This is a genomic window from Actinoallomurus rhizosphaericola (assembly GCF_024055675.1).
GTDB lineage: Bacteria > Actinomycetota > Actinomycetes > Streptosporangiales > Streptosporangiaceae > Actinoallomurus > Actinoallomurus soli.
In genome coordinates this window covers 346,278-372,612 of record NZ_JAMXMW010000008.1, presented here as the reverse complement: position 1 = coordinate 372,612, position 26,335 = coordinate 346,278, and the positions used below count along the sequence as shown (strand labels likewise).

Here is a 26,335-nt window from a genome sequence, read left to right as displayed (position 1 = left end):
AGACAGCTACCGCCTCAAAGACCGCGACCTCGGCCGCGTCCCCGCGGCCAAGACCAACGACTGAAGATCAACAAACGGGTCCATTTTCGCCCGCCGCAGACGGGTCCGTTTTCAGCCGTCGTTGACACACACCGGCCTCGCGTACACAACCGCAGGTCTGCTGAAATTCCGGCACCCCAACTTGAGAACACACGGGACGACCTGCAGTTTTACCTTTGGGTCCTCATCGCCCCTCCGAGGGGTCACAACGTCAGGTCCGCGACGGGGATCCGGTTCCACAGACTCATGTCTTCATCGCCCCTCCGAGGGGTCACAACATGATCTGCTGCAGCAGCCCCTTGGACAGGCCCCGCTGTCTTCATCGCCCCTGCGAGGGGTCACAACACGAGCGAGCCCTGCACGATCGCCGTTGAGGAGGTAGCGGTCCTCATCGCCCCTGCGAGGGGTCACAACCGCGTGTGCGGAACCCATCGGCCGCGAGCGCGGAACGTCCTCATCGCCCCTGCGAGGGGTCACAACCGCCAGTACGGGTCCCCGCACAGCAGGCTGATGACGCAGGTCCTCATCGCCCCTGCGAGCGGTCACAACATGAGCACCGGGTCGACGCCAGGGATCACGCCCGTCTCGTCCTCATCGCCCCTGCGAGGGGTCACAACGCGCGGTAGACGTCCTTGCGGACGTAGTCGCCGGTCCAACATCGCCCCTGCGAGGGGTCACAACGACAGGCACGCTTCGCGGGGTGGGAGGTCACTCAGTAGTCCTCATCGCCCCTGCGAGAGGTCACAACTCTCTCGGATGCAGGGCTACAACAACGCCTCCACCGGATGTCCTCATCGCCCCTGCGAGGGGTCGCAACTAGTCCCTTCGGGATCGGTCCCAGGGGTGGGCGGTGGGTCCTCATCGCCCCTGCGAGGGGTCGCAACAACCACGAGTTGAACCACGGCTGCCGACGAGCGCCGTCCTCATTGCCCCTGCGAGGGGTCGCAACTGGCGGAAGCGGCGGCGGCGAACCGCCGGTCGGTGTGGTCATCATCGCCCCTGCGAGGGGTCGCAACATGCAGTACATGATCCATAACTTCAACGCCTCGTACGGTCCTCACCGCCCCTGCGAGGGGTCGCAACTTCATTGCGCCGTGGGACTTCTTAAGCGCGGCAACCAGGTCCTCATCGCCCCTGCGAGGGGTCACAACATGACGAGGACGCGGAGGCCGTGGACGGTGGCGAAGTGTCCTCATCGCCCCTGCCAGGGGTCACAACCAGCCGAGCAGTGCGCAGTTGTGGTTGCAGGCGTCTTCTACGGCGTATCCAGCAACCCGACACCGCCGACGTGAATAGCTATGCAGTAGAGGGCACACCCGTGGAGGCCCCGCTGCACAAGATCGCGACAAACGAGCACCTACGGAGCACCCACAAGTCCGGAATGATCACTGCAAGATCAATTGGACCAGAGAAACCGCAGGTCAACGGCCAGATGAGTGGTAGGGCGCCTGGGACTCGAACCCAGAACCTATGGATTAAAAGTCCACAGCTCTGCAGGAATCCCTTGCTTCACGCGCTACCGGCATCCTGCCCCGCAGTGCCACTACGTGTCATTCGGTCCACATTCGCCATTCGTTCACGGCATACCGGCCCGACAGGGTACCGGGTGCTGCCGGACGGTACCGCGACGTACGAGCACCCGAACCGGCCGTTCGGCTTGGATGACTATGCATCGCGCTTGCTCCTGAGGAGGCCGACCTCATCTCCGAGGTGGCCGTGCCGATGGCTCTGCTTCGGGCAGAGTGCACTCACTCTCCGGCGATGGTCGAGGCGCGTCGGGTGCGCCTATGGTGACGCACGTCGTAGAGCAGCCAGTAGTACGGGGAGTCCTCGTCGGCGGGATCGAGGCCGACCAGGACCTCATCGCCGCGCGGATCGTCGCGCAGGGCCAGCTGTGCCGCAGCCGTGACCCGCACGTTCTCGTCCTCGTCAAAAAGGCATCCGGCGAGTGCGTCCGAGGCTGCCGCGAGTCGCGCCGGGGCGGAGGTGAGCGCCCTGCAGGCCGCCTGGCGGACTGCGGCGTCCTCGTCCCGGGTGCGCTCGATGGCGGCGCGCAGCGCCTCGAGGTCTTCCGCCTCGACCGCCCTGTGCAGGCCGGAGACCGCCCACTGCCGGACTCGGCCATCGTGGTGGCGGGTGAGCGCCGGAAGCGGTTCCTTGGCACGAGGGTCCAGGGCGTCACTCAGTCCGGCGGTGAGAGCCCGTGTCACGCGCGGGTCCGGCTCCCGCGCCACCCAGGGCAGGAAAAGCTCGACGAGTGGCCCGTCGAACGGCGCGTCGTCGCTCTCGTCGAAGAGGTTGATCAGGCGGAGTAGTTCCGCGCCGAAGTACCGTTCCAACGGATTCCGGCTGTTCCGAAGGCCGGCGGCCGCCTCCCAGACGTTGGGATCGTGGCGCTGTTGGAGCACGGACGTCGTGGCGTGCCACACCGCGTGGTCGGTGTCCGGTTCGGCCAGGGCACGGGACATCAGCTGTTCGAAAGATGGCCTTATCCCGTACCGTGGCTCCAGCGCGGTGAGGATAGCGGTATGGCAGGTCCGGACCGTCAGGCCGCCCAGCGACAACTCCTCGCAGGTGATCCCGAACCGGCCGCGGACAGTCCTGCACCCGACCGGCTCCGATATCCCACTCCTGCGGCGCAACTCGGCCACCGCCCCGGTCACGTGCCAGTGCCGGGCCAGCGCCAGGGCATCACGCCCCTCCGCATCCTTGAGCCACAGCTTCGCCCCGTGACCGATAAGCGCCTCCGCGATCTCCAAGTCACCGCAGTCGATCGCGCGCAGCAGCGGGGTACGGCCATCGGCGGCAACCCGATCCACCTGGGCCCATCCCAGCAGGACCTCGACGACCGGCAAGTCGAAGGCATCCACCGCCAGGCACAGCACGGGCGTACCCTGCCCGTCAACAGTCTCGGGATCAGCGCCCGCCTCGAGCAGCGCGGTAACGGCCTTCACATCCCCGCTCACCACCGCCGCGATGAGTGCCTCGCCATCCATGCCTAGTCCCCACTTCTCTCGTGCACCTCCTTTCCTACACCACTCTCATAGACGTGAACGAAAACAGCTCGATCATATGGATGTGAAGCCATTAGGCTTTCGGTCGCCTAGCATCACTCCTCGCTGATTCTGTTGCTCCCACGGAACAGCGCTAGAACAAGAGCACGCACGGAGGCGGCCATGGCAATGCCGAAGAAGGGCTCACGGCTCATCACCGTTGACGGCACCGCCTACCGCTGGCGAGTCGGGCACAAGCCGACCTACAGCCAGAGCGACAGCTGGGCCCCTCTCACCTTCGCTGTTGAGCGCGCTGAGGAGCCGGCAAGCGTTCTTTTGGTGACACTCCCCTGCGCCCGGCCGGACAACTGGCAGGGAGAGCGAACGATCGCAGTCCGCCCCCTTCTCGTCAGTGGCTGCATCCGACGGTCCATCGAACAAGGATGGGACTCACGGCAGGCAGGCCCGGCATTCACCCTCACCCTTACTGAGCACGACCTCGCCGCGCTCCTGGGCGAATCACCTCAGTACCTGATCCCCTTCCTCTGGGGCATGATCCCCGAAGGCGGCGGCATCCAGGACCTCCTGCGGGCCGTTCAAATCTGGAGCCGAAACCAGACCACACCCTGAATCCGCCAGGGATGCCTGGGGGACTGATCAGTCCCAAGGCACATACGAGGCCAGTCGGTTTTCGGGTCAGGCTGCGGCCCGAGGCGGCACGCCAAGATCCTCGCAGTACGGTTTTCGGCTCTGTCGCTCTTTCGGTGGTAACCGAGGGTGAGCTACTGGAGGAGGATGCGGTGGCGTAGCAGGTGGAAGCCTGCGCGGCCGTACATCTGCCGTTTGATCAGCTTCGTCTTGGTGTTGACGCCTTCGGTTCCGACGTTTTGGTGTTCGCTGGTCAGGGCTGCGTGGACGGCGTCTTGGTCGAGTCGCAGACCGCGGATGAAGGAGTGGACGTGGGGCAGGTTCGCCTCTTCCGCGGTGCTGATCCACTCCTGTAGCCGGCCGGCGTTGTCGTCGGCGGGGGTGAGGAGCTGGGCGAAGCCGCGGACCAAGGCGGCGAGCCGGCTCATCTCCGGGCATGCGCTGGTGGTCTTGGCCAGGAGTTCTTGCTGGTCGGGCCGGGGGGTGTCGGGGCGGCTGAGCAGGAGGCGGGCGAGCCTGCGGGGTGAGATGGCGGGCCGGTCCTCTTCGACGCGGCCTTGGAAGGAGCGGCAGGTCAAAGACCCGTTGAGTGGTAGGGTGCCTGGAACTCGAACCCAGAACCTATGGATTAAAAGTCCACAGTTGCGGAGAGATTCCCTACTGCACGCGCTACCGGGTCCTCTTTCGTGGTACCAGTACGTGCCATTTGGTTCGCGTTCGCCATTTGCTTTCCGCCGCATCGGCCCGACGCCGTACCGGCTGCTGCCGGGGTGTGCCGCGACATGCGAGCAAACGACGAGCGAACATGGGCACGTGTCGTCGGGGATCGGCCGCGATGGCGGACGTTCGAATCCCTACCTCGTCTTTGATCTCGGGATCCGCACCCATGGAGGACCGGCCGAGCCCGGGTTCGGATCAACCGAACCTCGTTTACGGGGGATCTCACCATTGTGGCGCTGAGTCGCGGGTTCCTAGCGTCGATGGCATGAACAGCATTCTTGAGCTGGATGAGTCAGCCGGTCCTACGGCCGCGGCGGGCGTGCGGTGAACGCCTTGTGGAAGGTGAGATCGATGCGCGTTTCGTCGCCGGTTGGCCGCCGTCCGCGGGGCGGTGGCGTCCTGAGCGTCGCAGCGGCCGGCGTCGCGATCGCGTGCGCCGGAGTTCCGTCCCTCGCCGCCGCGTTCGCGGCCGGGAACGGCCCCGCCGGCGGGCGACACGCGCTGCCGGACTACGTGCCGCTGTGGACGCTGCCGCCGGAGGCAGGGGGCACCGATTCCGCGGATCTCGGGCCGGCGCCGGCCGGTGCGCCGATCGCCGCCCGGGTGTACCTGACCGGACGCGACCCGCATGGGCTCGCGGCCTACGCGGCGGCGGTCGCCGACCCGCACGGCGCGCTGTTCCATCACTACCTGACGCCCGCCGAGGTGCGGCGGCGGTTCGATCCGGCGCGCGGCCAGGTCGCGGCGGTGCGGTCCTGGCTGGCCGCCACCGGGCTGGACGTCACCGCGGCGAACCCGCATTACCTATCGGTGCGCGGGAGCGCGGCCGAGGCCGCGCGCGCGTTCGGTGCCGTCTGGCACGGCTACCGGGTCGGTGCGCTCACCGAGCAGGCGCCCCCGCCGGGGGCGCGGCTCAGCGTGCCGGCGCGGGTCGCCGGGGCGGTGCTGACCGTGGCGCCGACCGAGATCGGCCTGCCCGGCTCCGGCGGCGAACCGGCGGCGGGCGGCACGCCCGCCGCGCCGGGCCGCGCCGAGACCGCTCCGGCTTCACCTGGCCGCGCGGGCACCTCCACCCCGGCCTCGCGCGCGGCCGGAACGGCATCGGCCGGGTCCGTTGCGGCCTCGACGTTGCCCTGCTCGGAGTATTACGGGCAGCGGCGGGCGACGAATCTGCCGCCCGCCTACGGCCGGACGGCGCCTTACGCCGGGTGCGGCTACACTTCGCAGCAACTCCGCAGCGCCTACGGGGTTCCGGCCGCCCTGACCGGCAAGGGCGCGCGGGTCGCCGTGGTCGGCCCCGGGCGCAACGCCACCACTTCGGGCGATGTGGCGCGATTCGCTAGCGACCACGGCGTGCCGCTGCGGCCCGGCCAGTTCACCGAGATCATCCCGCCTGGGCTGGACGCCTCGTGCGGAGGCCGGGAGTTCCCGTTCTCCGAGGACTACATGGCCATCGAGGCCGTGCACGGAATGGCGCCCGACGCGGACATCGTCTACCTCGGCGCGAAATGCGATGACGACGATCAGGCCCTGTCGATGCTCGACGAGCTTGGCACCGTCACCGACCGGCACCTGGCCGGGATCGTCAGCGGGCGGACGATCAGGCACTACGATCCCGACCCCTCGCCCGGGCTGATCGCCGCTTACGAGCAGATGTTCCAGCGGGGCGCGGCCGAGGGGATCGGTTTCTACAACGGCACCGCGGACCACGGTGACGGATCGAACTGCCAGATCAGCGGAGAATGCCATCCGCACCCCTCCAAGCCCGCGATCAGTTACCCCGCCGGCGACCCGTGGGTGACGGCGGTGGGCGGCACCAGCCTGGCGATCGGGGCGCGCCGCCAATACCTGTGGGAGACCGGCTGGGGTGACCACCTCACCGGGCTGACCCCGGACGGGAAGAGCTGGGCGCAGCCACCGGGCGCGTTCGCCTTCGGCGGGGGCGGCGGCACCAGCGACGTGCTCGGGCAGCCGTCCTACCAGCGTGAGACGGTTCCGGCGGCGCTCAGCCAGGCACACGGATCCGGCGTGCCGATGCGCGTCGTGCCCGATGTCGCGGCCGACGCCGGCGGTGGCACCGGCGTTCGCGCCGGCCTCACGGTGCCCCCGGGCCAAGCGGTGCCGCCCGGCTATCGGGAAATAACCGTCGGCGGGACCAGCGTCGCGACGCCGGAGTTCGCGGGCATGCAGGCCGACGCCCAACAAGCCGCAGGCGAGCCGATCGGGTTCGCCAACCCGGTCATCTACGCGCGCTACGGCACCTCGGCCTACCACGACGTCACCGACCACCCGCTCGGCCCGGGCGTTCCCCTGTTCGCCGCGGGGCCGGTCGCCAACCAGATTCCGGGGCTCCCCATCGAGCCGTACCTCGACACCTTCGGCCTCGACCAGAGCCTGGCCGCGACCCCGGGCTACGACGACGTGACCGGCGTCGGCACGCTCACCACCAGCTACTTCGACTCCTTCCGACCAGCGCAGCATCGGGAGCGGCCTGGCCGGGTGCCGCATTCCGTAGCCGAGCAGGCCGTGGGCAGGAAGCGTTGAGGAGCCATCATGCGCTCTACCGGACGGATACCGCCTCACGGCCTGGTCACCGCGGTCGCCGAGGAGGGTCCGCACTCGTGGAGGGCCGGGCCGTGTCCGGGGGTTCGGAAGAACCGAACCCCCTTTTCGGGGGAGCTCCCCATGGTGGCTCGGAGCTGCGAATTCGTAGCGTCGGTGGCATGAGCAACGTGCTGGAGTTGGAGCGAGTCAGCCGGTCCTACGGCCGCGGCGGGCGTGCGGTGCACGCCTTGTGCGAGGTGGACGTCCAGGTCCCGGAACGCTCGCTCACGGCTGTGATGGGCCCGTCCGGCTCGGGCAAGTCGACGTTTCTGCAGTGCGCCGCCGGGTTGGACCAGCCCACCTCCGGGGTGGTGCGCCTCGGCGGTCGAGTGATCAGCGGGATGAGGGAGCGCAGCCTGTCCCGGATGCGGCGTACGCGGATCGGGTTCGTCTTCCAGTCCTTCAATCTGCTGCCCGCGCTCACCGTGCAGCAGAACGTACTGCTGCCGCTCCGGCTGGACGGGCGGCGCCGCGATCCGGCGCGCGCCCGGGAGCTGCTAGCCCGGGTCGGCCTGGACGGACGCGAGGACGCCCGTCCCGGCCAGCTCTCGGGCGGGCAGCAGCAGCGGGTGGCCATCGCCCGGGCCCTGATCACCGAGCCCGAGGTGATCTTCGCCGACGAGCCGACCGGGGCCCTCGACCAGGAGACCGGTGCCGAGATCCTGAGCCTCCTCCGCGAGGCGGTCGACCAGCAGGGGGCGACCGTCGTGCTGGTCACGCACGACCCTGCGGTGACCGCCCGGGCGGACCGGGTGCTGCGGCTCGCCCACGGGCGGCTGGTCCACGACAGCGGCGCCGGAAACGTCGCCGTGAGCAGCGTCGCGGACGCCGCCGCGGCAGCAAGGGGGCAGGTCCGATGAGCGTCCTCCGTCCCACCGGTCTGGCCACCGCAGCCGTCCGCTCCCGCCCGTCCGCTCTGGCGGGCACCTTCGCTGCGCTCGCGCTCACCGCGACAGTGCTCGTCGCGAGCGTCGCGATGACGGTCTCGGCGTCGGCCGCGCCGCCGGAGGGCGATCCGGCCGCCCGCGCGCAGCTCGCCGATCTCTCCGACATGGGCATCGCCTTCAGCCAGATGATGGCGTATCTGTCCATCTTCGTGATCGGTCAGGTGATGGCGCTGGCGGTGGCCCAACGCCGGCGGGAGAGCGCGCTGCTGCGCGCGATCGGCGCCGAGCCCCGGCAGATTCGCCGGATGGTCGCCGTCGAGGCTCTCGGCACTGCGCTCGCCGCGCTGCCCGTCGGATACGGACTGGGGACGCTGCTCGGCCGCTTCTGGCTGCACGGCCTGGCCGCGCACGGCATGGCCCCGGCCGGTGTCTCCTTCCAGGTCGGGTGGCAGTCGCTGGTCACCGCGGGCGGGGTGCTGCTGGTCTGCTCACAGCTCGGCGGTCTGATCGCGGGCTGGCGAGCGTCCCGTACCCGGCCGTCGGCGGCGCTCGCCGAGTCCTCCGTTCAGGGCGGCGAACGAGCGGGCGTGGTAAGGGGGATGGCGTCCCTGGCCGCCCTGGCCGGTGCGGTCGCGCTGACCGTGGCCGCGGGCGTGGGGCCTGCCGAGAGCGCGGCCGAGGTGATCCCGCTGGTGGTGCTCGCCTACCTGGTCGCGATCGGCCTCGCCGGGCCGTGGATCGGGCGGTGCACGATCGCGCTGTGCGCCCCCTCGCTACGGGCGTTCGGAGGGGCGCCCGGGGAGCTGGCAGTGGCCGGTACCCGGGCGAGAGCGCGCCGGCTGTCCGCGGCGATCACGCCGGTCGCGCTGGTCACGGCGTTCGGGGTGGTCAAGTTGCCGTCGTTCACCGGATCCGGGGCCGGGTCCGGGGAAGACTGGGGCGAGGTCTTCGGCACCCTGCTGTACGTCGGCTTCGCCGGACTGGTCGCCGCCAACACTCTGGTGATGCTGTCCCTGGAGCGCCTGCGTGAGTTCTCGCTGCTGCGCGCGGTCGGCGCGGAGCGGCGGCAGATCGTCAGGACGGTCGCGACCGAATGCGCGATCATTACGGTGGCCGGTGTCGGCGCGGGGATGGCCGCGGGCTGCGCGGTGATGCTGCCGCTCGGCGCCCGTACCGGAACACCGCTGGGCGGGGTGCCGGGATGGGCCTGGCTCGCCGTTGCGCTGTGCGGAGCGGTGCTGGTCGGGGTCTCCTCGGGTGCGCCCCTGCCGCGGATGCTGCGGGTGCGGCCGATGGACGGCCTGACGCGTCACAGCAATTGACGGCCCGCGAGGGAGCGGTCGGTGATGACGAGAACCGCTTCGGAGCGGTGTGCTACGCCGAGAGAGACGACCATGAACTCCCCGCCCCGCCGGCAACTCCCGGACCACTCCCAGCCCGCCGAGCCCACCGCCGGAACCCTCGCGGAGGGGGCTCCCGGTCCCGGCCGGGGGCGAGGCTTCGAGGCCGGCGGCGGGGCGGCGGCGCCGGACCGCTCAGGGCGGCGGCGCCGACGGCCGCGGCGGCTGACGCGGGACCTGCTCCGCGCGGTCTTCGGCTCGCCGGGGGAGGTCGCGTATGAGCTGTTGGCACCGCTGCCCGGGTTCGTCTGCGGGGCCGCGCTGCTGCTGATACTCGCCTCGGGTCTGTTCGCGTCGGTCATTCTGGTCGGCCTGGTGCTGCTGATCGGCGTGCCGTTCGCGGCGCGCGGCACCGGGGCCATGCACCGCGCGCTGCTGCGCGGGCTGCTGGGCGAGAGGATCCAGCCGCCGCCCCGCAGGTCCCGGTCGCCTCGCGGGCTGCTCGGACGCGCCCGCGCCGCGCTGATCGACGCCGACGGCTGGCGCTCCGCCGCCTTCACCATCGCCTTCCTGCCGGTCGGGGCGCTCCTGGTGCTGGTGCTCGCGACGATCCGCCTGTACGGGCTGGTCACGCTGACCTATCCGATCTGGTGGTGGCTGGTCCGGTCGGACGGTGGCCACCGCGGTCTCGGGCTCGGCTTCGGCGGCGTCCACCTCGACAACTGGGTGGCCGCGCTGCTGACCGGTCTGGCCGGTCTCCTGCCGATGGTGCTCTCCACCTGGTGCACCCGAGGGCTGCTCGACCTGGCCGTCCGGCCGATGGCGCGCGCACTGCTCGGGCCCGGCCGGCAGGACGCCCGCGTCCACGTACTGGAGGACACCCGCGCGCTCGCCGTGCAGGACGCCGCCGCCACCCTCCGCCGGATCGAGCGCGACCTGCACGATGGCGCGCAGGCGCGGATGGTCGCGGTGGCGATGACGCTCGCCCGGGCACGTGAGCGGCTGGCCCGGCTCCCCGGCGCGGAGCCCGAACTCGTCTCCGGGCGTGAGCTGGTGGACACCGCGCTGGCCGAGTCCAGGACCGCGATCGGCGAACTGCGGGAGCTCATCCGCGGCATCCACCCACCGGCCCTCGACGACGGTCTGGACGTGGCCCTGGAGACCCTGGCCGCCCGGGCCGGGATCCCGGCCACGGCAGAGACCGACCTGCCGGTACGGCCGCCGGAGGCGATCGAGTCGATCGCCTACTTCTGCGCGGCCGAGCTGCTCACCAACGCCGCCCGGCATTCCGGAGCCACCGCCGTCCGGATCGGGGCGCACGTCGACGCCGCGCCCGACGGGCGGGTACTCCGGCTGACCGTCCGCGACGACGGACACGGTGGCGCACACCTGCGCCGGCGGGGCGCGGCACGGGGTGCCGGCGGCACTGGCCTCTCCGGCCTCGCCGAGCGGGTCAGTACGGTGGACGGACGGCTGCTGATCGTCAGTCCGGACGGCGGCCCCACCACCATCACCGTCGAACTGCCGTTCCCGCGGAGGGACGACGCAGAGCCGGACGTCCTGACGGAGGCGCGTTGAGTCTCGGAGCCGGGGAAGACCGCATGCCACCCACCGCACCGCTGCGGATCGTCGTCGCCGAGGACGCGGCCGTCGTCCGCGAGGGCCTGGTGCAGCTCCTGCGCGACCGCGGTCTGGACGTGGTCGCCGCGGTCGGCGACGCCGAGGCCCTGGTCGCCGCCGTCGAGGAACAGCGCCCGGACGCCGTGGTCGCCGACATCCGGATGCCGCCGACCCACCGCGACGACGGCCTGCGCGCCGCGCTGAAACTCCGCGAGCGCCATCCGGACCTCGGCGTACTGCTCTTCTCGCAGTACGTCGAGACCCGATATGCCGACCGGCTCGTGGCGGGCGGCCTCGCCGGATTCGGCTATCTGCTCAAGGAACGCGTCGTGGACATCGACGAGTTCGTCGACGCGCTGCGCCGGGTGGCGGACGGCGGCACGGCGCTCGACCCGGAGGTGGTCGCCCAACTCCTGGCAGCGCGCCGCTCGGCCGAATTGCTGTCGGCGCTCACGGGACGGGAACGCGAGGTGCTGTCGGCCATGGCCGAGGGCCGCACCAACGCGGCCATCGCGGACGCGCTCGGCGTCTCCCGCCGGGCGGTGGAGAAGCACACCGCAACGATCTTCGACAAGCTGGGCCTGCCCCGAACCGCGTTCCAGCACCGGCGCGTCCTCGCGGTCCTGCGCTACCTTGAGCGGCGTAACTGAGCGTCTTCAGAGCAGCCCTCGATCCGATCGGCACGAACGAGTGAACCGGCGACCGAGCGCCGCATCCGCCGCCCGGTCCTGGAACCTCCGCACGCGTCGGCTCGATCGTCAAGGTCGAGCACCAGGTTGCGGCGCGTCGGCTTTCGCCGTGCTGCAGCGGTACACCTCATCGTCGATCCTGGCGGCCGGTGGGTTATTCGCGCGTTGCTCGGATGCCCTGAAACAGCCCGTCACGACCCGGCGAAGCCCGACAGAGCCCGGCAGCGGAAGCGGCGGAGTCACGAACCGGCGTGGGTCCACAGTGAGAGCGCCGTTCTAACACGAGGGCAGCGGACTCTTAATCCGCGGGTTCGGGGTTCAAGTCCCTGGCGGCGCACCCGCCCTGACCTGGGCGTTCTCGGTTCCACCGGGAGCGCCCAGTGTCTGTTTTAGGGCGGTCTGGCGACCACGTGTGCTCCATATGTGCTCGCGTGCCGTGATCTTGGTAAAAACCACCCACGGCACCACCGGACCGCCTGGGAGTGCGCCCCACCAGCCAACCGCCGACGGACCGGACCCAAATCACATCTACGCCGCTCCAGGCTCCCAGGCAGCCAGACCCGTTACCGTTCATCGGCGCAACCGACGTCCTCCCCCGTCCCGGGCAGGCCCCTCCCGCTAGGCGCATCCCTAGGGACGATCTCAGCCGGCCCAGACGGTCACCACCCGCACGGGCTTGGTGATCGCCCGTTCCGTCCGACGGCCCGGTAGCGCCGCAACGGCTGTCCGATGAACCCCCAGCGCGGGATAGGCAGATACACAAACGCCATGTCTACGCCGATGGACTGCCTACGATCTGCCCAGGCCATCGATCTTGAGCAACGATCGAGGACCATCGCTGACACACTTGGCGTACACCTTCGCCACCAGGCGTGACCTGCGTCTTTCGCTATGTCCGGATTGACCTCGACCCGTGACCCGCGACTTTGAAGCTGCGGATTAAAAGTCCACAGCTCTGCCAAAGAGGCGGTACCACACCGTGTTTCACAGTGCCGGTACGTACCGTTTGGTCCGCGTTCGCCATTCACTTCCCGGCGCATCGGCCAACGTAGTATCGGGTCCTGCCGGACCGTACCGCGACATACGAGCACCCGCCGAGCACCCAACCCCGCACGGACGGATAGGGCCACACGCAGGGGCACGTGACCGAAATCCTTCTCTCGATAGCATGCCTTCTCCTGTACGGGGCCCCGGGGGATTCAACGGACGCGCCCGCCCCTGGAAATCCCTCACGATACTGCTCGTGTTTTACCCCTCGCAGGGTCGATGAGGACACGCGCCGCACGCCCGACCACCTAACTTCGCCGATCTCGTCGGCGAACCGGCGCAGCGAGTCATGGATCCCCTCGTCGTGTCCCGTGTGGGTATGGCGCATCGGTTCGATCTCCAGCGCCATGTCGCCGATGGCGAACTGTTGGCCGGTCATCGTCTGCATCATGTCGCTCGCCTGATCGACAAGGTCGTCGAATCGGTGCTGAGTGACACTTCCGATCTTGTCCGCCACGGTGTGCCCCTCCACGGTGACGTCTGCCGTCTGCGTGGGTCGCCGGCCTGGATCGCCGGTCAAGCACCCCCAGCATTGTCATCGCACAGTCGCCATAAGCATCGGAGCCACCCTGTGGACGCAGGGCCGACGGTACCTTCGATCTGACATAGGGAACGTGCCGAACCATCCCCGTGTGCGCGGGAGACACGCCCGGCGACTCCCTGGTCGAGCGCGACACCGGGTCCATCCCCGCGTAAGCGTGGTCCCTCATAGATCAGGCCATCCGAGAACTGGTCGACGTGCTCCCCATGCACGCGGGAGTGGTTGACACCGGACTACGGCAGACCGTGCGGCTCTCCGGGCTCCACCTTGCCCACCGGCCGCCCAGCCCCGCACACGGTGGCCACCACTGCGCCTTTGCCGCCAGCGGGCGAGTTGGCAGAGACGGCTGCGATCTTACCCACCGACGAAGGCTCTCCCACGGGATACATGCCCCCGCGATCCGTCGCTGCACGCATCAAGACGCCTTAGTAAGTAGTAGCACGCAGTGACATGTAATAGGCCCCAAGGCAGGCCTCCGAGCAAACGAAGTGTTGCCGGGACTCAGCGAGATCCAAGGGCTGTTAATGTGTAGATCACGACATTCCCTTGGCCGCGTTTCGAGCTCGCCATGGCCGTTCGAACAGCGGATGGCTCCGGCCACATCAGGCCGGTGGGTCGATCCCCTAGCTACTGGGGAACAGCGAGGTGATGTCGTTGTCCGCCAAACGTCTACAGGGCAAGCGGCTGGACACACCGGAAGATCACTTGCGGCGCTGGCAGGTGCGGGTGACGGTGATTCGGATCATCGTCGACGCATTCACGCTGGTCAACGAGTGGTTGCACGGCAGCGGCCCTGGGCCTCGCATCTTCTAGGAAGAGCGAGAGCCACAAGGCCGCCACCCCCGGGGCTCTCTCACCCTCCGTCCGCCACAGACACCGGGTGAGAGGGCCCCATCTTTCGTTGCCGGCCAGCCTGAAAGATTATCTAAACCTTACCGCGCCAGCGCGATAATTATACCAGTTACGCCGAGATTTTCAATCTACTAATTGAGCACTCGATTATCTTGATAACCCATCCATCTCTTTATCTTTGGAGCTTAACCGAGACATAAACCTCACTCGAATTAGACTCTCGCAGTACAGCTAAAGTTTACCGCCGGCGGTCCTGAGGTACGCGAACCTGACCGGTCGCGACCACGCCGTAGAGGTACGCCTCCAGGTACATGCGGACCGGTCGCGACCACGCCGTAGAGATACGCCTCCAGGTACATGCTTCCCCCGGTCTCGGGTACGTGCACCCGACTGGTCCGAGCATGCGGCACGCGACCAGCACGGTGCGGTTCCGGCCCCCGTGGCACGGTGCGGTTCCGGTGGCACGGTGCGGTTCCGGCCCCCGTGGCACGGTGCGGTTCCGGTGGCACGGTGCGGTTCCGGTGGCACGGTGCGGTTCCGGCCCGTGGCACGGTGCGGTTCCGGTGGCACGGTGCGGTTCCCCCCGTGGCACGGTGCGGTTCCGGTGGCACGGTGCGGTTCCGGTTGCTTCAGCCGGAGCGGATCCATCCAGTGCTGGCCTGGCTGGAGGCGGTCGAACGCGGGACCGGCCTGCCTCTGTCAGGTGGTCGCGACCGGTCTGGGTGTACCTCGAGACGTACCACTACCGCGTGGTCACGACCGCTTTGCGTGTACCTCGAGGTCGGAGCGCGCACCCAAGACCCGGACCTACCTACCTGCGGTCAGGTTCTGCCATGAGCCTATGGCCGTCTGGCTCTGATAGCCGAGACAGGGCAAAGCAGGTTTCACACACCATGGGGAGACCCTCGCAGAGGCAGGCACTCGAATGGATCGCTCCCCCTCACGCCTTAAGCCATCGATGTTTACCGCTTCTGGATGCCGGAGGCGACGGCGATGGCTTAGGAGGGCGGGAGTGCAGGCTGGCCTGCGTAGGTCATGCTGACAGATCGCAGCTGGACGGATTGAGAGGCTCAGGGCTGACGGCGAGCAGCTGCTGCAGCTAGCTGGCGTCCGGTGTGCGACCGACCGGACGCCCTCAGTCAGCGATGCCGGGCAAAGGAGTCCGGCGCGTTCGCTCGGCTCAGCTAGCCGGGCTGCGCAGCCCCTCAGGCGGTCCCGGGCGATCACGGGGCTTGTCGAGAGCAGCCGTTCTCCGTCCAACTCCTCCTCCGCGGACCTTCGACGTGCATGCGGACCTAAGCGGCCGCCTGACATTCAGGAAGGCGCATAGCACTCAAAAGTGCATGACCGTAACTATCATCACGGACGATGTGAGGAAGATCACAATATTACGCTCAGTAGCTACAAGAGGGGGTTCCCTGCCCGAGTCGCCGCGACGCCGGTTGTCTGGTGCCACCTCGAACGGCTGGCACGCCGCCGATCGTGACCGCGTCGGCTACGTCGCCGGCAACCCCAGGGAAGCCACCGCCGGGGTGGTGTTCGTCCCGCTGCGGATCACTGTGGCCGCCACCGTGGCGACCAAGCGAACGTTTCGCCACCACGCCTTCGGTCAGGTCCTCCAGGTCGACGGCGACATCATCACCATGGTCAGCGGCTCTCTCAACGCAGTGTCCCTGCTGACCGGGTTCGTGATGTCTCCGCCGCCCGCCGCACCGCTGCCTTCGACCGCCGTCCGTGCGCTGCTGGATACCCGCGCGCCGCCCTGGTGGCCGCCGAACTCACCACCCTCCTCGTCACCGCGAGTGCGGTCAGCGCGTACGCGACGGTGTGGATGACCGCCTACTGGTCACCCCGCCAACCCCTGCCGCTGGGCTTGGCGGTGCTGGCCGCCGCCCTGGTCTCGCACGGGGTGATCAACGGTAACGCAGTGCGTCGATCACCCGATGCGCTTAATGGCAAGGCGCAGACTCCGTCAGGTCGTGGCCGGCTTTCGTCGGCGAGTTGGAGGTGGTCGCCGAAGTGGAGGGTCGCCCGGCGGGGACTCGGACGCAGCATGCCATTCGATTGCTCGTTCTGCTGGCCGAGTGCGGCGAGTCAGTTGTTGAGGGTGACCCTGCCGGCGTGGTGAAGGCTATCCGCAGCGAGCTGAGGCTCCAAGCCCTGGACTTCTGGATGCGGAACCCGGATTACCTCGCTGACGAACTGGTGACCATGGTCGACACCCGCAAGATCGCCTCCAGCTTCCTGGAGACAGCTCGGTCGCTCTTGGACGACGCAGAGCCTGACCTGCACTGGTATCCGATGCCGCGCTGGTTCTTCGGGGCGTACGAGCAACTCGATGATGCGTTCGCTCTGCTGGAGACTTATGGTCTCGCGACCTTGAAGCGGAGCGGTCAGCCGGGGAAGAAGAGCCAGCGTAACCAGTTTTACTTGACACAGGCCGGCGCGGACGGCGGTTGCCGAGCTCGCTAGCGATCCGGTGTTGGGGTGGTACATCAAGCAGGTCAAGCTCGTGGCCCTGGTCGCCGGTGATGACGTCGGCCAGCGCCTCAAGGACCGGCAGTACGAGCAGGCCACCTACGCGGGTACCGAACTGGGTCTCGACATCGCACCGATTGCGCCCCGGGTACGGGAGCGCCTCAAGGCCATGCAAGCGCTCGTGCTGGCATCGGCGGGTGCCGTGGCTGATGGTGCCGACGATGGTGGAGGTCGAACGTGAGCGCTCTGGCAGATGAGGTCGTCAAGAATCTCGCGAGGCGGCAGGGGGAACGGCGGTACAACCTGACCGCTGACAAGGTCGATGAGATCCTCGAAGACCTCGACATCCCAGCCGTGGCGACTAAAGCCGTCCCCGTGCCACTGCGCGCCACCCGCATCTACTTCAGCGGCACCAAACGACTCGATCCGACGCATCCGGACGCTGAGGGCTATGCAGCAGACGAGGACGGTATCGGCGAGGAGGCCGACGCGCCGATGCTCCTCGAGGACGCCGCTACGGTCGTTGGCGTCGTCGGGGGTGGGGCCGAAGACAGTGTGAACGCGCCCAAGCCTAGGGTGCGGCTGGTGCGGGTTCCGTTCAGATTCGAGTGGGAGCCGCAGACGGGGGTCAACGGCATCGGCTCGGGGCGTAACCTGCGGGGAAAGTCGACGGTCCTGAACGTTTTGATGTGGTCGCTGACTGGTCGGTGCGTGCGGTTCCAGCCCGACATCAGGCGGTGGATCGAGCACGTCGAGGTCGACTGGACGGTCGGCGCCGAGCGGTTGCGGGTGTCGTTCGACGCAAGAGACGGAGAAGCGAAGGGCCAAGTCGTCAAACTCGGCGATGTCGGTATGCCCGACAAGATCACTGTGCTCGGCGAGTTCGATGGTGATGAGTTCGAGGGCGTCATGGGTTCGCTGATGATGGCTCGGCTGCGCTTGGAGCACATCCCGGTCTGGACTGACGCGAAGGCACGTGTGCATGCGTGGCCGTCGTACTCAAGTTCGTTCGTCGTGCGCGCTAACCAGCTTGACCCGATCGTTGGGAACGAGCAGACCATCGGCGTGCGGATGATGCAGATGTTCGTCGGTACTGACTGGGCTCCCGCGCAGGCTGCCGCGATGACGGCGCGTCGCGGGATGGACACCGAACGGTCGGCTGCCGCTCAGAAGGCGCAGGCTGCCGGAGAGACAGTAGAGAAGTTTCGGCAGAAGGCACAGAGCGCAGTCGATGACGTGAAGAAGAAGATCGCGGCACTTCCGGCGGGGACGCCCGACGTTAAGGCGATGGTCCAATTCGCGAACCGTGCATCTGCCCTCTCACGACGAGTGCATGCGCTCGAGGGCCGGCTCATCGAGCAGTCGTCGCTCGCCGAGACCGCGCGTCAGCAACTCAAGGCGGTTAAGGCGCGCATCCACACCGACTACGAGGACGCGCTCGCGACCAAGTTCTTTCACCGTATGCGGCCGACTGTGTGCCCGCGTTGCGCCGCAGAGGTGACGGCCGAGCGGCAGGCAGCTGAACCTGACAACCACGAGTGCTCGGTCTGCGCGAGCGACCTCAACCTCGAAGCGCTCAAGGCGGATGTCATCGTCGCCGCGTCCGTATCCAAGACGGTCGCCTCTGCGCTCGTCGCGGGGGCGGCCGGCGACGACAGCGATGGAGCCGAGGCCGACGATGGGCCGCAGGACGACGTCGAAGCAGCCGAGGCGGCTGTCGTCGCGGCAGAGGCGGCCGTAGCGACGCTGGTCGCCGAAATCAACGAGCTGACCGCGCAACGCGATGAAGCAGCCGCGAAGGCGGAGGCCGGTGGCGATCTGCTCTCTGCGACCAACGCACGCCGTGCTCTCGAACTCCAACTCGCCCGCGCCGAAGGCGCTCTCGCTGCGTTGACTCAGACACGCGACCCGAAGACCGTTGACCCGGTCGACCCGACCGTTGCAGCGGTCGTAGACGCGGCCGAGCAGGTGCTGAAGAAGTGGGTGAAGGACGACCAAGACCCGCTGCTGCGGAAGATCTCCGCCGACATCGAGCGGCTTGCCGTGAGCTTTGGTGCCGACAGCCTCAGCGACATCAGGCTCGACGGGGCGGCGAACATGTCGATGCTTAAGAACGGCGACCCAGCCACCTACTCCGGCATCACCGAGGGCGAGAAGCTCCGTGTGAAGATCGCCACTGCCATCGCCCTCATCAAGCACGGCTACGCAGAAGGCATCGGCCGGCACCCCGGCTTCCTAGTCCTGGACTCGCCTGCCGCCGAAGAGATGCCCGAGTCGGACCTTGCGACGATGGTCGAGGCGCTCCAATCGGTAGCCGAGGAGGCCGATATGCAGATCTTCGTCGCAACTCGCAACGCTGCCCCACTCGTCGAACTGCTTCCCGAGGCGAATCGGGTCGTTGCCGAAGGCGACGACTACGTGTGGTGATTGGGCTTGGATGGTGCATGAGAGCCCGTCGAGCGTTTGAGGCGCCGTAACCGGGCATGGGACTCGAGAGGAGGCGCATGAGCAACGAACCATCCACGAGCCTTACTGAAGGCATGGCGGCGCTGCTCACGGCAAGTCCGGGCCGACCGCCTAACGACGATGCGCTTTCGGCCCTCGGGGGATGGGAACGCCTGGCTACTGACGGCGCAGCCCTCGCCGACAGCCCGGTGCTCGCCCAGTTCGTCGGGCTGGTTGTGCGTGAGGCCGCGCACCCCGGCAACCGGGCCGGCACCTACGCCGATGCATTGCGCGCCATCACCGCTGCAGTCACGGCAACTGAGAACCCCGCTATCTTCGCCGACAGCCTGGAAACGCTACTCAGCAGTCCTGCAGCCCTCGAGGTCGTTGGTACGACCTTGGCCAAATCGCTGGAGGGCATAGTCGAGGCGTTCCAGCGGCTAGAGGACCAGAACGCCCGCGCCGCCCGACGAGCGGCAGACGCCCTCGAGGCGCTTACACGGCTCAACTTGACCGGAATCGGGTCGTCGTTTGGATTCCTCGCCCTCCTGGAACGCTTCAACACGCCCATGCCGAAGCCCCTGGGAACGGCGGTCATCAGGGCCGTCGGCACGGCCGTCGACCACTGGCCACACGCCGCCAGCCTCGCCAAGGTCGTCCGGCTGGTCGCGGGCCTGGACCCGCCGGCGGGCGAGGTCCGCTCGGACGCCGACCCGGAGGACGTTGCCTCCGACGCTGCTTGGGCGCTGGCCGGTATCGAGTTGGTCGGTGCCCTGCGTGCGTCCGACCTCTCAACGATGGCGAAGAACCTGGAGGCGTCTGCCGCGTACCTGGAGATCGCTCGGGACGCCTACGAGCGCGAAGACGCCGACGTACTACTCACCGTGGTGGAGGTTCTGCGTGGTCTACTCCAGGAGTCGGGCGTGCCGCCGAGTGTGGATGCCCTGGCAATGCCGCTGTTGGAACCAGAGGCCCTGGGAAGGCTGGCCGAGCGCGTCCGCCGGATCAACATCGCCTCGATCGGCCTGAACCACTGGTACGGCGACCCGAAAAGAGCCGCACTCCTTGCCTGGAACCAACTCGCGAACGACCTCAATAGGCTTCGTGTGGAATTCGCCCGCAACAGTTTCTACAAGGCTGAGATCGTTGTCGATGGCCTGCTGCAGATCTACATGGGCTCACGGTCGGTTGCGGTCGTGCGCCGCGAAGAGGATGCCGACGGTCTGCTGACGCTAATACAGCCGATCATCGAGTCCGGCTTCGCGAGAACCGCTGGGCTGCTGAGCAACCTTGAGGACCACACCAATGCTCTCGAGCGGCAGGTCGCGGAGTCTGCCGATGACCGGAGGAGTGCCCTCTCCGAGCAACTCGAGGCGGCCCGTACGGTCCTGGCCGCTGCGAAAACTCATGCGTTGGGAGGTGCTGGTCAGGGAAAAGACGACGGCGGTATGGGGTCAACGCCACTGCCGCCACCGCTTAACCAACTCCTCCCAGCCGGATCAGCCGCAGCCACTGCGCTCGGCGCGATGAGCAAACAAGTCCTGATCGAGCTAGGCCAGGCGCTCGACGACATCACCATCGGCAAGCGCAGCCTCAACCTCATTGAGAGCAGTGTGTACTCGACCATCCGGGCCGCCCTGGCCTCCAGCCCGGACTACAGCGGCGCGGCAGCAGCGGCTGTCGACGAAGTGTTGCGACTCATCATCAGGTTCGTCACGACGCGAACCAATGCGCAATCCGACCTCTACGCCTACGTGTTCGACCCGAAGGCTAACGAAGATTCGATTCACTTGGACCTGTACAACTACCTCGCCAGCAGCGATCTCGGGTCCATCGTTGAGTTCGAGGTGCAGCACGTCGGCGGTGGTCGTATCGACCTTCGCCTCAAGTTCGACGGCTTCGCGATTCACATCGAAATGAAGGTCGACTCGACGAAGGTCCCAATGGACGACAAGACAGCATACCTCAAGCAAGCGGTCGCTTATCAAGGTACCGACATACGTATCGGGTTCCTCGTCGCCCTGAGGCACAAGGCGTTCGACCCATCGGGGCCACCGCCGCACCTGAGCGCGCTCATCGGTCACACCGAGTTCGGCATCGAAGGCGACTCAATCCCGCGACACATCGTCACCGTCCAGGTCCCAGGCAGTCGCACCAAGCCGTCGGATATGAGGTAGCTCATTTCGGCAGTTACGCATGCGGCGTAGTGCTGCTACCAGTACCGTCGCGGCTGGGTATTCGAGGCCTCTCCGGGCGTGGGCTGCCGCCTCAAGTAGGCGTTCCTCCCCGAACCTAGGGAGCCATGCCCTGGGTCCCCATCCCCGAGCACGGTCTCCAGGTCGGCCGCGCGCTGGTCGGCAGCTTCGGTTCGCTGCGTCGCGGCGCCCAGGTCCCGATTCAGGTCCTTGTTCTCGGCGGGGAACTGCTCGGCGCGTACAGCCTTCCGCTCGCGCCGGGCCTTCTCGGTTGCGGCGATGTTCGCCTGAGCCTCGGCGCGCTCGGTGGCCTGGGCGGCCTTCTCCTTGTGTTCCATCACCCGGGCCAGGCCGCGTCCACCTCACGGCGCCCAGGTCGGCCACGCATAGGACGGTGACCATCCACGCCTCATTCGAGGAGCGACGGGCCGGGCACGTACCGCGCCGGGTCGAAGTTTCTCGGGAACAGGTAACGTCCCGGGCATCCTGGGGCTCTACCACTTCCAGTCCGCCATATCGGCGCGGCGAGCCCAACGAGGTGAGAGGAACAGGATGGACCCCCTGACGGTGGCGTTGGTAGCGCCGACACACACACCGTTGGCCGCGTGGCGATCACGCGGTCGGAGCCCAAGCTGCTGAACGCGCGCACGGAGATGGCCCGAGCGGTACCGATTCGCGTCACCGGTCGCGGCGGCACGGAATGGGATGTCAACATCCCGGCCGCGTCGGCGGCGGACGTCGGCGAGAGCGAGGGTGAAAATGACAAACCTCGACAACCGCTGCCAGCCGCTGGACAACGCCGCCGCGGGCCGGCGACATTACTGTCGGTACGACGGATCGCCGTACGGCGAAGGGACAGCAGTCCTCAAACGACTGCCCTTTTGCCGTCAGTCCTCGGCGAGGTCCGGGCGCCACTGCATGATCGCGTCGTCGAAGACTCCCCTCCGAACGTCCTCCAGCGCCGCTATGTAGCCGAGCTGTATTACTCGATCAACCAGCTCCAAGATCTGCCCCGGCGCGACGGTTTGCAGCGTGCTCCCCGACAGCAGCATGCCAGCCGCGTGATCGGCTTGCCGCTCATGGCCGCTGTTGGCGACGTCCATCGCCCACATCGCATTAATGATCCGAGTGCACTCGTCGAGATCTTCGTCCGTGATGTCAGCCATGACATGGCAGTATCCCGGCAAACCGCGACGCCGTCTTTGAAAAGTTATCGGGCCTGGTGGGAATCGGTGTAGCACTTGGCGGTGAGGAGAGCTCGAAGCTCATCGAGGGCCTGACGGGCGGCGAGGGGGTTGCGGCGCAGCCGGTGACATTTTCATCGCGGTCCTACGGCGTCCGGCGGCCCAGGGATAGCCTCCCGGCGACATTCTCCGCATCCGGAGGAGGAAACATCCTACCGGTGCGGGACCGACCTGGTGAAACTGCAGGCGTTCTCGGCCATGCCTCAATGGAGACGACCCGCCGGTACCTGCGCGACGTCGGGTCCCTCAACGGCTCGCCGGCCTACGACCTCGCCAGCGCCCTGGCCGAGGATGCTCCAGACTGACCCGCCGTTCTGGTAGCCACGTTCATGCCGTTTGGTCGAATACCTCCCTGGCCTTGCTGGATCGACGCGCTCACCCAGAAGATGCGTGAGGGCGGCCGGACGGTGACGGTGCATGTCCTGATCGCCACCGTCGTGAACGCTGATGGTCACCGGGAGATCCTCGCATCGACGTGGTCACCGCCGAGGACGGCGCGGGCTGGCTGGCGTTCCTGCGCGGCCTGGGCGCCCGCAGCTTGTCCGGGTGACGATGGTCACTTCCGACTGCCACGCCGGACTGCGAGACGCGATCGCCTCGACGCTGCCGGGGGCGTCGTGGCAGCGCTGCCGGACCCACTACCACCGGAATCTTTTGTCGCGCGTTCCGGAGTCGGCGCAGCCGTGGGTGTCCACGCTCGTCCGCACCATCTTCGAGCAACCCGACGTCGATGCGGTGTTCGCCCAGCACCGGCAGGTCGTGGAAGCCCTGGAGGCCAAGTACCCGGCCGCCGCCGAACACCTGGACGAGGCGCGTGAGGACATCCTGGCCTTCACCGCCTTCCCCAGAGGCCGTCTGGAAGCAGATCAGATTTGGAGCAACAACCCCCAGGAACGGCCATTCCCTCGAGTTGGAGGAACAGGCGGACTCGATGTGGATTGCTCGCGCTCCGATACGTCCACCCCTGTCGGCATGCCTCGATTCCCGGGAAGCTGTCGGTGGTGACGTCCATGGGGTCGATCGTGTGGAGTGGGTCGCAGCTCGCGCAAGCGAGGCTGCTCGCGGCCGACAACGCCATCAGCCTCACTGCCACCTACCGGTACCTGCATAAGGGCGGCGATGTACTCGCAGCCGATCCATCTGAAGATCACAGCTCATCGCAAGCGGTTACCGACAAAAGCTCATTGGCCAGTGCGCTGCGGGGTCACACGATGCCGACCGTCTATTAGCCAGTCGGCTAGGTCGTCGCTGAGACGAGACAGATGGGCGGTAACGGACAATGCCGCCTCGGCCCTGGTCTTGGCACCGGCGTTAAGACGTTCCAGAGCGCGCCGGACGTCGCCCAGGTCCTGGGAGATCCGTCCTCCCAGTGCGCCATCGAGCGCGAACATCGCGATTTCCAGGCTGGTGGCGTTGATCAGCCAGTCACGGCTATCAGGCGTGGGAAGCGGCGCGTCGTCGTCGACGACCGCATGCTGCAGGGCCTGATACAGCTCGCTGGTCATGTGGAACATCCGGACCGCCGCCGCGCGGGCCTCTGTCCGAAGTGCGGAGTGGCGGTCGTGTCGCCGGGTGGCTGCCACTACAGCCCAGGCGGTTAGCGCGGCCACGACCCCACCGACCACCGCTGAGATGGTTCCCTGCAGCAGGACTCCCCACCAGCCTTGCGGGTCCATCAATCGTCCCCCTCGCGCCGGGCAGCACAGCCGGGCTCTTCGTCCTCCGATGCTGGACACACAACGCCGGTTCCGCAACGCCCCAGATCGGGTGGCAGTGTCCTCGTACCACGAAGCACCTCGCGGCGGACGGTGACGAAAATTGCGATTCCGCGGGCCCGACTGTCTCGTCACGGAGATCCTTGGGGGAGACCGAGGACCCAGTTGGATGTTCCGTGAGTCGGTGTTGTTGGCGCGACTTCCTGGGGCCCATCGCCCACCCGCTAGCGGGTGGGCGGAGGCTGGTGGATGTGCTGGAGTCCCAGCGGTGCCGGCGGGGGCAGGGGTTCGGTATGGCCGGACCGGAAGGACTGGAGAAGGTAGGCGGCCAGGCGTCGGGACGCGGCCAGCGAGACCTGCGGGGACTCTCCGACGACGCCGCTGTTGGCCAGGATCAGGAGAGTGACGTCGGCGAGGTGGAAGTCGGCCCGCAGTTGTCCTGCGTCTTTGGCCCGCTGCACCAATTGGGCGAGGCCCCTCTCCGCGCGGGTGCGGTCGTGCTCGTAGTCGACGGTGTCGGGGAACTGTGAGAGGAAGGCGGCCGTGAAGCCCCGGGCGGTGGCCTGCACAGCGCACACCTTCTCGATCACACTGCAGAACCCGCGCCAGGGATCGGGGTCGGCCAGCGCGTCGGGGTGTGGACCGGGGTGGGCGGAGGCGGCGGCGTCGTGGGCCTGTTCCTGGGGGCGTTCCTGGTCGACGCCGCCGACTGGCGCTGGCTGTTCGCCCTGCCGGTGGTCCTGATCGTCGTGGCCATGGCCATGACGCTGAAGTCGGTTCCCAACTCCTTCGCGCGGTCCCGCCATTCCTTCGACACCATCGGCGCACTGGTGTCCACCGTCGCGGTGGTCGGCCTCATCTTCGTCCTGCAGGAGGGGCCAGAGCGCGGCTGGACCGCCCCGGTGACCCTGATCAGCCTCGCCGTCGGTCTCGGCAGCACCGTCGGTTTCGTGGTCTGGGAGCTGCGCCGCCGGGACGCCTCGCTGCTGGACGTGCGGCTGTTCCGTGAGCGCGGCCTGGCCGGCGGTTCGATCACCCTGCTGGTGACCTTCGGTGTCCAGGCGGGTATCACCGTGGTCCTCCTGCCGTTCTTCCAAGCCGTGCTGGGCTGGTCGGCGCTGCTGTCCTCGGTGGCGATGTTGCCCATGGCCGTGGCACTGATCGTGGCCTCCGGTGTGGCCCCCAGGTTGGCCGCACAGATCGGCGTCCGTTGGACCCTGGCCATCGGCATCGCGCTGACCGGTGTCGGCCTGGCCCTGATGGCGCTGTTCGTCTCCGTCGACGGCGGCTATCCGTCCGTCCTGGCCGGCCTGCTCGCCCTGGGGTTCGGCGCGGGTCTGGCGATGACGCCGTCCACGGAGGCCATCACCAGATCACTGCCGCGCGAGAAGCAGGGCGTCGCCTCCGCCCTCAACGACGTCACCCGCGAGTTCGGCACCGCACTGGGCGTCGCGCTGCTGGGCGCGCTGCTGTCGGCCGGCTACCGCAGCTCCATCGACGGCAGGCTTCAGGGCATCCCCCAGGGCACCGCGGACACTGCGCGCGACGGCATCGCCAACGCCCTGGAGACCGCATCCAGCACAGGCCCGCGCGCGCAGGACCTGGTCCACGCCGCCCAGCAGTCCTTCGTCGACGGATGGCAGCAGGCCATGTGGGTGGGCACCGCCGTCATGGCCGCCCTGTTCGTCTACATAGCCCTGCGCGGACCGAAGAACCCGGCCCCCGTGGCCGCTGACGAGGCAGAGGTCATCGAGAACGCCGCTGCCCGATGATCCCGTAGAGGATCGGACAGACGGGCGCGCAGACCGTGCGTGCGTGGCAGCGCGCCAAGCCGCGCGGCGCCTGCCGTCCTGCCACCACGGCGACCAGCTCGGTGCGGTCCAGGTGCCGAACGGGCGCAACCGGACCGTGATCGACCTGGCCGCACCCGTGCTGTCCGGTGGCCCGGCTGTGCTGTAGCTCCTGCTGCCGGCCGGTCCACCGGCGCCATCCGCGACCAGCGCCGTGCCACCGCATGCCAGTTCCGGGCACGCCCTTTGACCGCGGCCCGGTTCAGTCCGACAGTCCGGCCAGCAGGCTGCGGCGCGCGGAGTCCACGTGCTCCTCGGCCAGGCGGGCCAGCGTGCGGTGGTCGCCGGAGCGCAGCAGCGCGGCCAGTTCCCGGTGCTCGTCGACCACGCGCGCGGTAGTGGTCATAGCCTGCGTCCGCGCGGCGCAGCTGAAAGAGGTGCAGCTGTGAGCGGATGGCCTGCCAGGCGGTCGTCAGCCTGCCGTTCCC

At 68.1% G+C, this 26,335-nt stretch carries 22 protein-coding genes, 1 tRNA gene, 1 pseudogene and 1 CRISPR repeat array; of the genes and pseudogenes, 16 read left to right on the top strand and 8 right to left on the bottom strand.

Going from position 1 to position 26,335, the window contains the following annotated elements; genetic code table 11:
* Window positions 1-223: 223 nt before the first annotated feature.
* Window positions 224-1,257: direct repeats of the CRISPR family, unit length 26 nt; unit sequence TCATCGCCCCTGCGAGGGGTCACAAC.
* A gap of 530 nt (window positions 1,258-1,787) precedes the next feature.
* Window positions 1,788-3,035 (bottom strand): ankyrin repeat domain-containing protein, encoded by a 1,248-nt coding sequence (locus NE234_RS20525; protein WP_252782078.1) that lies wholly within the window; start codon window positions 3,033-3,035, stop codon window positions 1,788-1,790.
* A gap of 180 nt (window positions 3,036-3,215) precedes the next feature.
* Here NE234_RS20525 and NE234_RS20520 point away from each other — a divergent pair, with 180 nt between their 5' ends.
* Window positions 3,216-3,662 carry a hypothetical protein gene (locus tag NE234_RS20520; protein WP_252782077.1) on the top strand — a complete coding sequence of 149 codons (447 nt, stop codon included), beginning with the start codon at window positions 3,216-3,218 and terminating at the stop codon, window positions 3,660-3,662.
* A 152-nt stretch (window positions 3,663-3,814) separates the two neighbouring features.
* Here NE234_RS20520 and NE234_RS20515 read toward each other — a convergent pair whose 3' ends face one another.
* Window positions 3,815-4,258 (bottom strand): transposase, encoded by a 444-nt coding sequence (locus tag NE234_RS20515; protein ID WP_252782076.1) that lies wholly within the window; start codon window positions 4,256-4,258, stop codon window positions 3,815-3,817.
* Window positions 4,259-4,751: 493 nt separating this feature from the next.
* Between NE234_RS20515 and NE234_RS20510 the strand changes: the two genes are divergently transcribed.
* From NE234_RS20510 to NE234_RS20485, 6 genes are all read left to right on the top strand, one after another.
* A complete protein-coding gene (locus NE234_RS20510) occupies window positions 4,752-6,944 on the top strand; it encodes a S53 family peptidase (protein ID WP_252782075.1) in 2,193 nt (730 codons plus the stop codon).
* Window positions 6,945-7,123: 179 nt separating this feature from the next.
* The gene (locus tag NE234_RS20505) at window positions 7,124-7,864 is read left to right on the top strand and encodes an ABC transporter ATP-binding protein (RefSeq protein WP_252782074.1); all 741 of its coding nucleotides are present in this window, start codon (window positions 7,124-7,126) and stop codon (window positions 7,862-7,864) included.
* Window positions 7,861-9,213, top strand: a complete 1,353-nt coding sequence (locus tag NE234_RS20500; protein WP_252782073.1) for an ABC transporter permease — start codon at window positions 7,861-7,863, stop codon at window positions 9,211-9,213. Before NE234_RS20505 ends, NE234_RS20500 begins: the two co-directional genes overlap by 4 nt.
* Before the next feature lie 72 nt (window positions 9,214-9,285).
* Complete coding sequence (locus tag NE234_RS20495) at window positions 9,286-10,809, top strand: sensor histidine kinase (RefSeq protein WP_252782072.1); 1,524 nt, start codon at window positions 9,286-9,288, stop codon at window positions 10,807-10,809.
* A gap of 41 nt (window positions 10,810-10,850) precedes the next feature.
* Entirely contained in the window at window positions 10,851-11,501 is a 651-nt protein-coding gene (locus NE234_RS20490) for a response regulator transcription factor (RefSeq protein WP_252782086.1), read from the top strand.
* 307 nt (window positions 11,502-11,808) lie between these two features.
* Window positions 11,809-11,877: transfer RNA gene (locus tag NE234_RS20485), tRNA-OTHER, on the top strand.
* Between the two features lie 687 nt (window positions 11,878-12,564).
* Here NE234_RS20485 and NE234_RS20480 read toward each other — a convergent pair.
* On the bottom strand, window positions 12,565-13,044 hold the full coding sequence (locus NE234_RS20480) for a hypothetical protein (RefSeq protein ID WP_252782071.1): 480 nt from the start codon (window positions 13,042-13,044) through the stop codon (window positions 12,565-12,567).
* Between the two features lie 738 nt (window positions 13,045-13,782).
* Between NE234_RS20480 and NE234_RS20475 the strand changes: the two genes are divergently transcribed.
* The 6 genes from NE234_RS20475 to NE234_RS20450 all read left to right on the top strand — a co-directional run bounded on the left by NE234_RS20475 (window position 13,783) and on the right by NE234_RS20450 (window position 21,080).
* On the top strand, window positions 13,783-13,941 hold the full coding sequence (locus tag NE234_RS20475) for a hypothetical protein (protein ID WP_252782070.1): 159 nt from the start codon (window positions 13,783-13,785) through the stop codon (window positions 13,939-13,941).
* A 1,382-nt stretch (window positions 13,942-15,323) separates the two neighbouring features.
* The gene (locus NE234_RS20470; protein ID WP_252782069.1) at window positions 15,324-15,815 is read left to right on the top strand and encodes a hypothetical protein; all 492 of its coding nucleotides are present in this window, start codon (window positions 15,324-15,326) and stop codon (window positions 15,813-15,815) included.
* Between the two features lie 229 nt (window positions 15,816-16,044).
* On the top strand, window positions 16,045-16,452 hold the full coding sequence (locus NE234_RS20465) for a hypothetical protein (protein WP_252782068.1): 408 nt from the start codon (window positions 16,045-16,047) through the stop codon (window positions 16,450-16,452).
* 10 nt (window positions 16,453-16,462) lie between these two features.
* Window positions 16,463-16,699: a hypothetical protein gene (locus NE234_RS20460; RefSeq protein WP_252782067.1), complete on the top strand. Its 237-nt coding sequence runs from the start codon at window positions 16,463-16,465 to the stop codon at window positions 16,697-16,699.
* Window positions 16,696-18,885 carry an ATP-binding protein gene (locus NE234_RS20455; protein ID WP_252782066.1) on the top strand — a complete coding sequence of 730 codons (2,190 nt, stop codon included), beginning with the start codon at window positions 16,696-16,698 and terminating at the stop codon, window positions 18,883-18,885. The genes NE234_RS20460 and NE234_RS20455 overlap by 4 nt, the downstream gene beginning before the upstream one ends.
* A gap of 77 nt (window positions 18,886-18,962) precedes the next feature.
* Complete coding sequence (locus tag NE234_RS20450; RefSeq protein ID WP_252782065.1) at window positions 18,963-21,080, top strand: hypothetical protein; 2,118 nt, start codon at window positions 18,963-18,965, stop codon at window positions 21,078-21,080.
* 35 nt (window positions 21,081-21,115) lie between these two features.
* On the opposite strand, the gene NE234_RS20445 is transcribed toward NE234_RS20450, so the two are convergent.
* Both NE234_RS20445 and NE234_RS20440 read right to left on the bottom strand, forming a co-directional pair.
* Window positions 21,116-21,436, bottom strand: a complete 321-nt coding sequence (locus tag NE234_RS20445) for a hypothetical protein (RefSeq protein ID WP_252782064.1) — start codon at window positions 21,434-21,436, stop codon at window positions 21,116-21,118.
* Window positions 21,437-21,985: 549 nt separating this feature from the next.
* Window positions 21,986-22,264 carry a hypothetical protein gene (locus NE234_RS20440; protein WP_252782063.1) on the bottom strand — a complete coding sequence of 93 codons (279 nt, stop codon included), beginning with the start codon at window positions 22,262-22,264 and terminating at the stop codon, window positions 21,986-21,988.
* Window positions 22,265-22,710: 446 nt separating this feature from the next.
* Between NE234_RS20440 and NE234_RS20435 the strand changes: the two are divergent.
* Window positions 22,711-23,239, top strand: a pseudogene (locus NE234_RS20435) (transposase); the annotation flags it as partial.
* A gap of 284 nt (window positions 23,240-23,523) precedes the next feature.
* Here NE234_RS20435 and NE234_RS20430 read toward each other — a convergent pair.
* Complete coding sequence (locus NE234_RS20430; protein ID WP_252782062.1) at window positions 23,524-23,847, bottom strand: hypothetical protein; 324 nt, start codon at window positions 23,845-23,847, stop codon at window positions 23,524-23,526.
* Window positions 23,848-24,281: 434 nt separating this feature from the next.
* The gene (locus NE234_RS20425) at window positions 24,282-24,626 is read right to left on the bottom strand and encodes a hypothetical protein (protein ID WP_252782061.1); all 345 of its coding nucleotides are present in this window, start codon (window positions 24,624-24,626) and stop codon (window positions 24,282-24,284) included.
* On the opposite strand from NE234_RS20425, the gene NE234_RS20420 reads away from it, so the two are divergent.
* Complete coding sequence (locus NE234_RS20420) at window positions 24,621-25,829, top strand: MFS transporter (RefSeq protein WP_406567033.1); 1,209 nt, start codon at window positions 24,621-24,623, stop codon at window positions 25,827-25,829. The genes NE234_RS20425 and NE234_RS20420 overlap by 6 nt on opposite strands.
* A 43-nt stretch (window positions 25,830-25,872) precedes the next feature.
* Window positions 25,873-26,016 (top strand): hypothetical protein, encoded by a 144-nt coding sequence (locus NE234_RS20415; protein ID WP_252782059.1) that lies wholly within the window; start codon window positions 25,873-25,875, stop codon window positions 26,014-26,016.
* Between the two features lie 93 nt (window positions 26,017-26,109).
* Here the strand turns inward: NE234_RS20415 and NE234_RS20410 are convergent, their stop codons facing one another.
* Window positions 26,110-26,253 (bottom strand): hypothetical protein, encoded by a 144-nt coding sequence (locus NE234_RS20410; RefSeq protein WP_252782058.1) that lies wholly within the window; start codon window positions 26,251-26,253, stop codon window positions 26,110-26,112.
* Window positions 26,254-26,335 lie beyond the last annotated feature (82 nt).

Excerpts from the sequence above, each read along its gene's own strand:
- NE234_RS20525 (WP_252782078.1), bottom strand. The coding sequence starts at position 3,035 with ATGGATGGCGAGGCACTCATCGCGGCGGTGGTGAGCGGGGATGTGAAG.
- NE234_RS20520 (WP_252782077.1), top strand. The coding sequence starts at position 3,216 with ATGGCAATGCCGAAGAAGGGCTCACGGCTCATCACCGTTGACGGCACC.
- NE234_RS20510 (WP_252782075.1), top strand. The coding sequence starts at position 4,752 with ATGCGCGTTTCGTCGCCGGTTGGCCGCCGTCCGCGGGGCGGTGGCGTC.
- NE234_RS20505 (WP_252782074.1), top strand. The coding sequence starts at position 7,124 with ATGAGCAACGTGCTGGAGTTGGAGCGAGTCAGCCGGTCCTACGGCCGC.
- NE234_RS20500 (WP_252782073.1), top strand. The coding sequence starts at position 7,861 with ATGAGCGTCCTCCGTCCCACCGGTCTGGCCACCGCAGCCGTCCGCTCC.
- NE234_RS20495 (WP_252782072.1), top strand. The coding sequence starts at position 9,286 with ATGAACTCCCCGCCCCGCCGGCAACTCCCGGACCACTCCCAGCCCGCC.
- NE234_RS20470 (WP_252782069.1), top strand. The coding sequence starts at position 15,324 with ATGACCGTAACTATCATCACGGACGATGTGAGGAAGATCACAATATTA.
- NE234_RS20450 (WP_252782065.1), top strand. The coding sequence starts at position 18,963 with ATGAGCAACGAACCATCCACGAGCCTTACTGAAGGCATGGCGGCGCTG.
- NE234_RS20445 (WP_252782064.1), bottom strand. The coding sequence starts at position 21,436 with ATGGAACACAAGGAGAAGGCCGCCCAGGCCACCGAGCGCGCCGAGGCT.
- NE234_RS20440 (WP_252782063.1), bottom strand. The coding sequence starts at position 22,264 with ATGGCTGACATCACGGACGAAGATCTCGACGAGTGCACTCGGATCATT.
- NE234_RS20430 (WP_252782062.1), bottom strand. The coding sequence starts at position 23,847 with ATGACCAGCGAGCTGTATCAGGCCCTGCAGCATGCGGTCGTCGACGAC.
- NE234_RS20410 (WP_252782058.1), bottom strand. The coding sequence starts at position 26,253 with ATGACCACTACCGCGCGCGTGGTCGACGAGCACCGGGAACTGGCCGCG.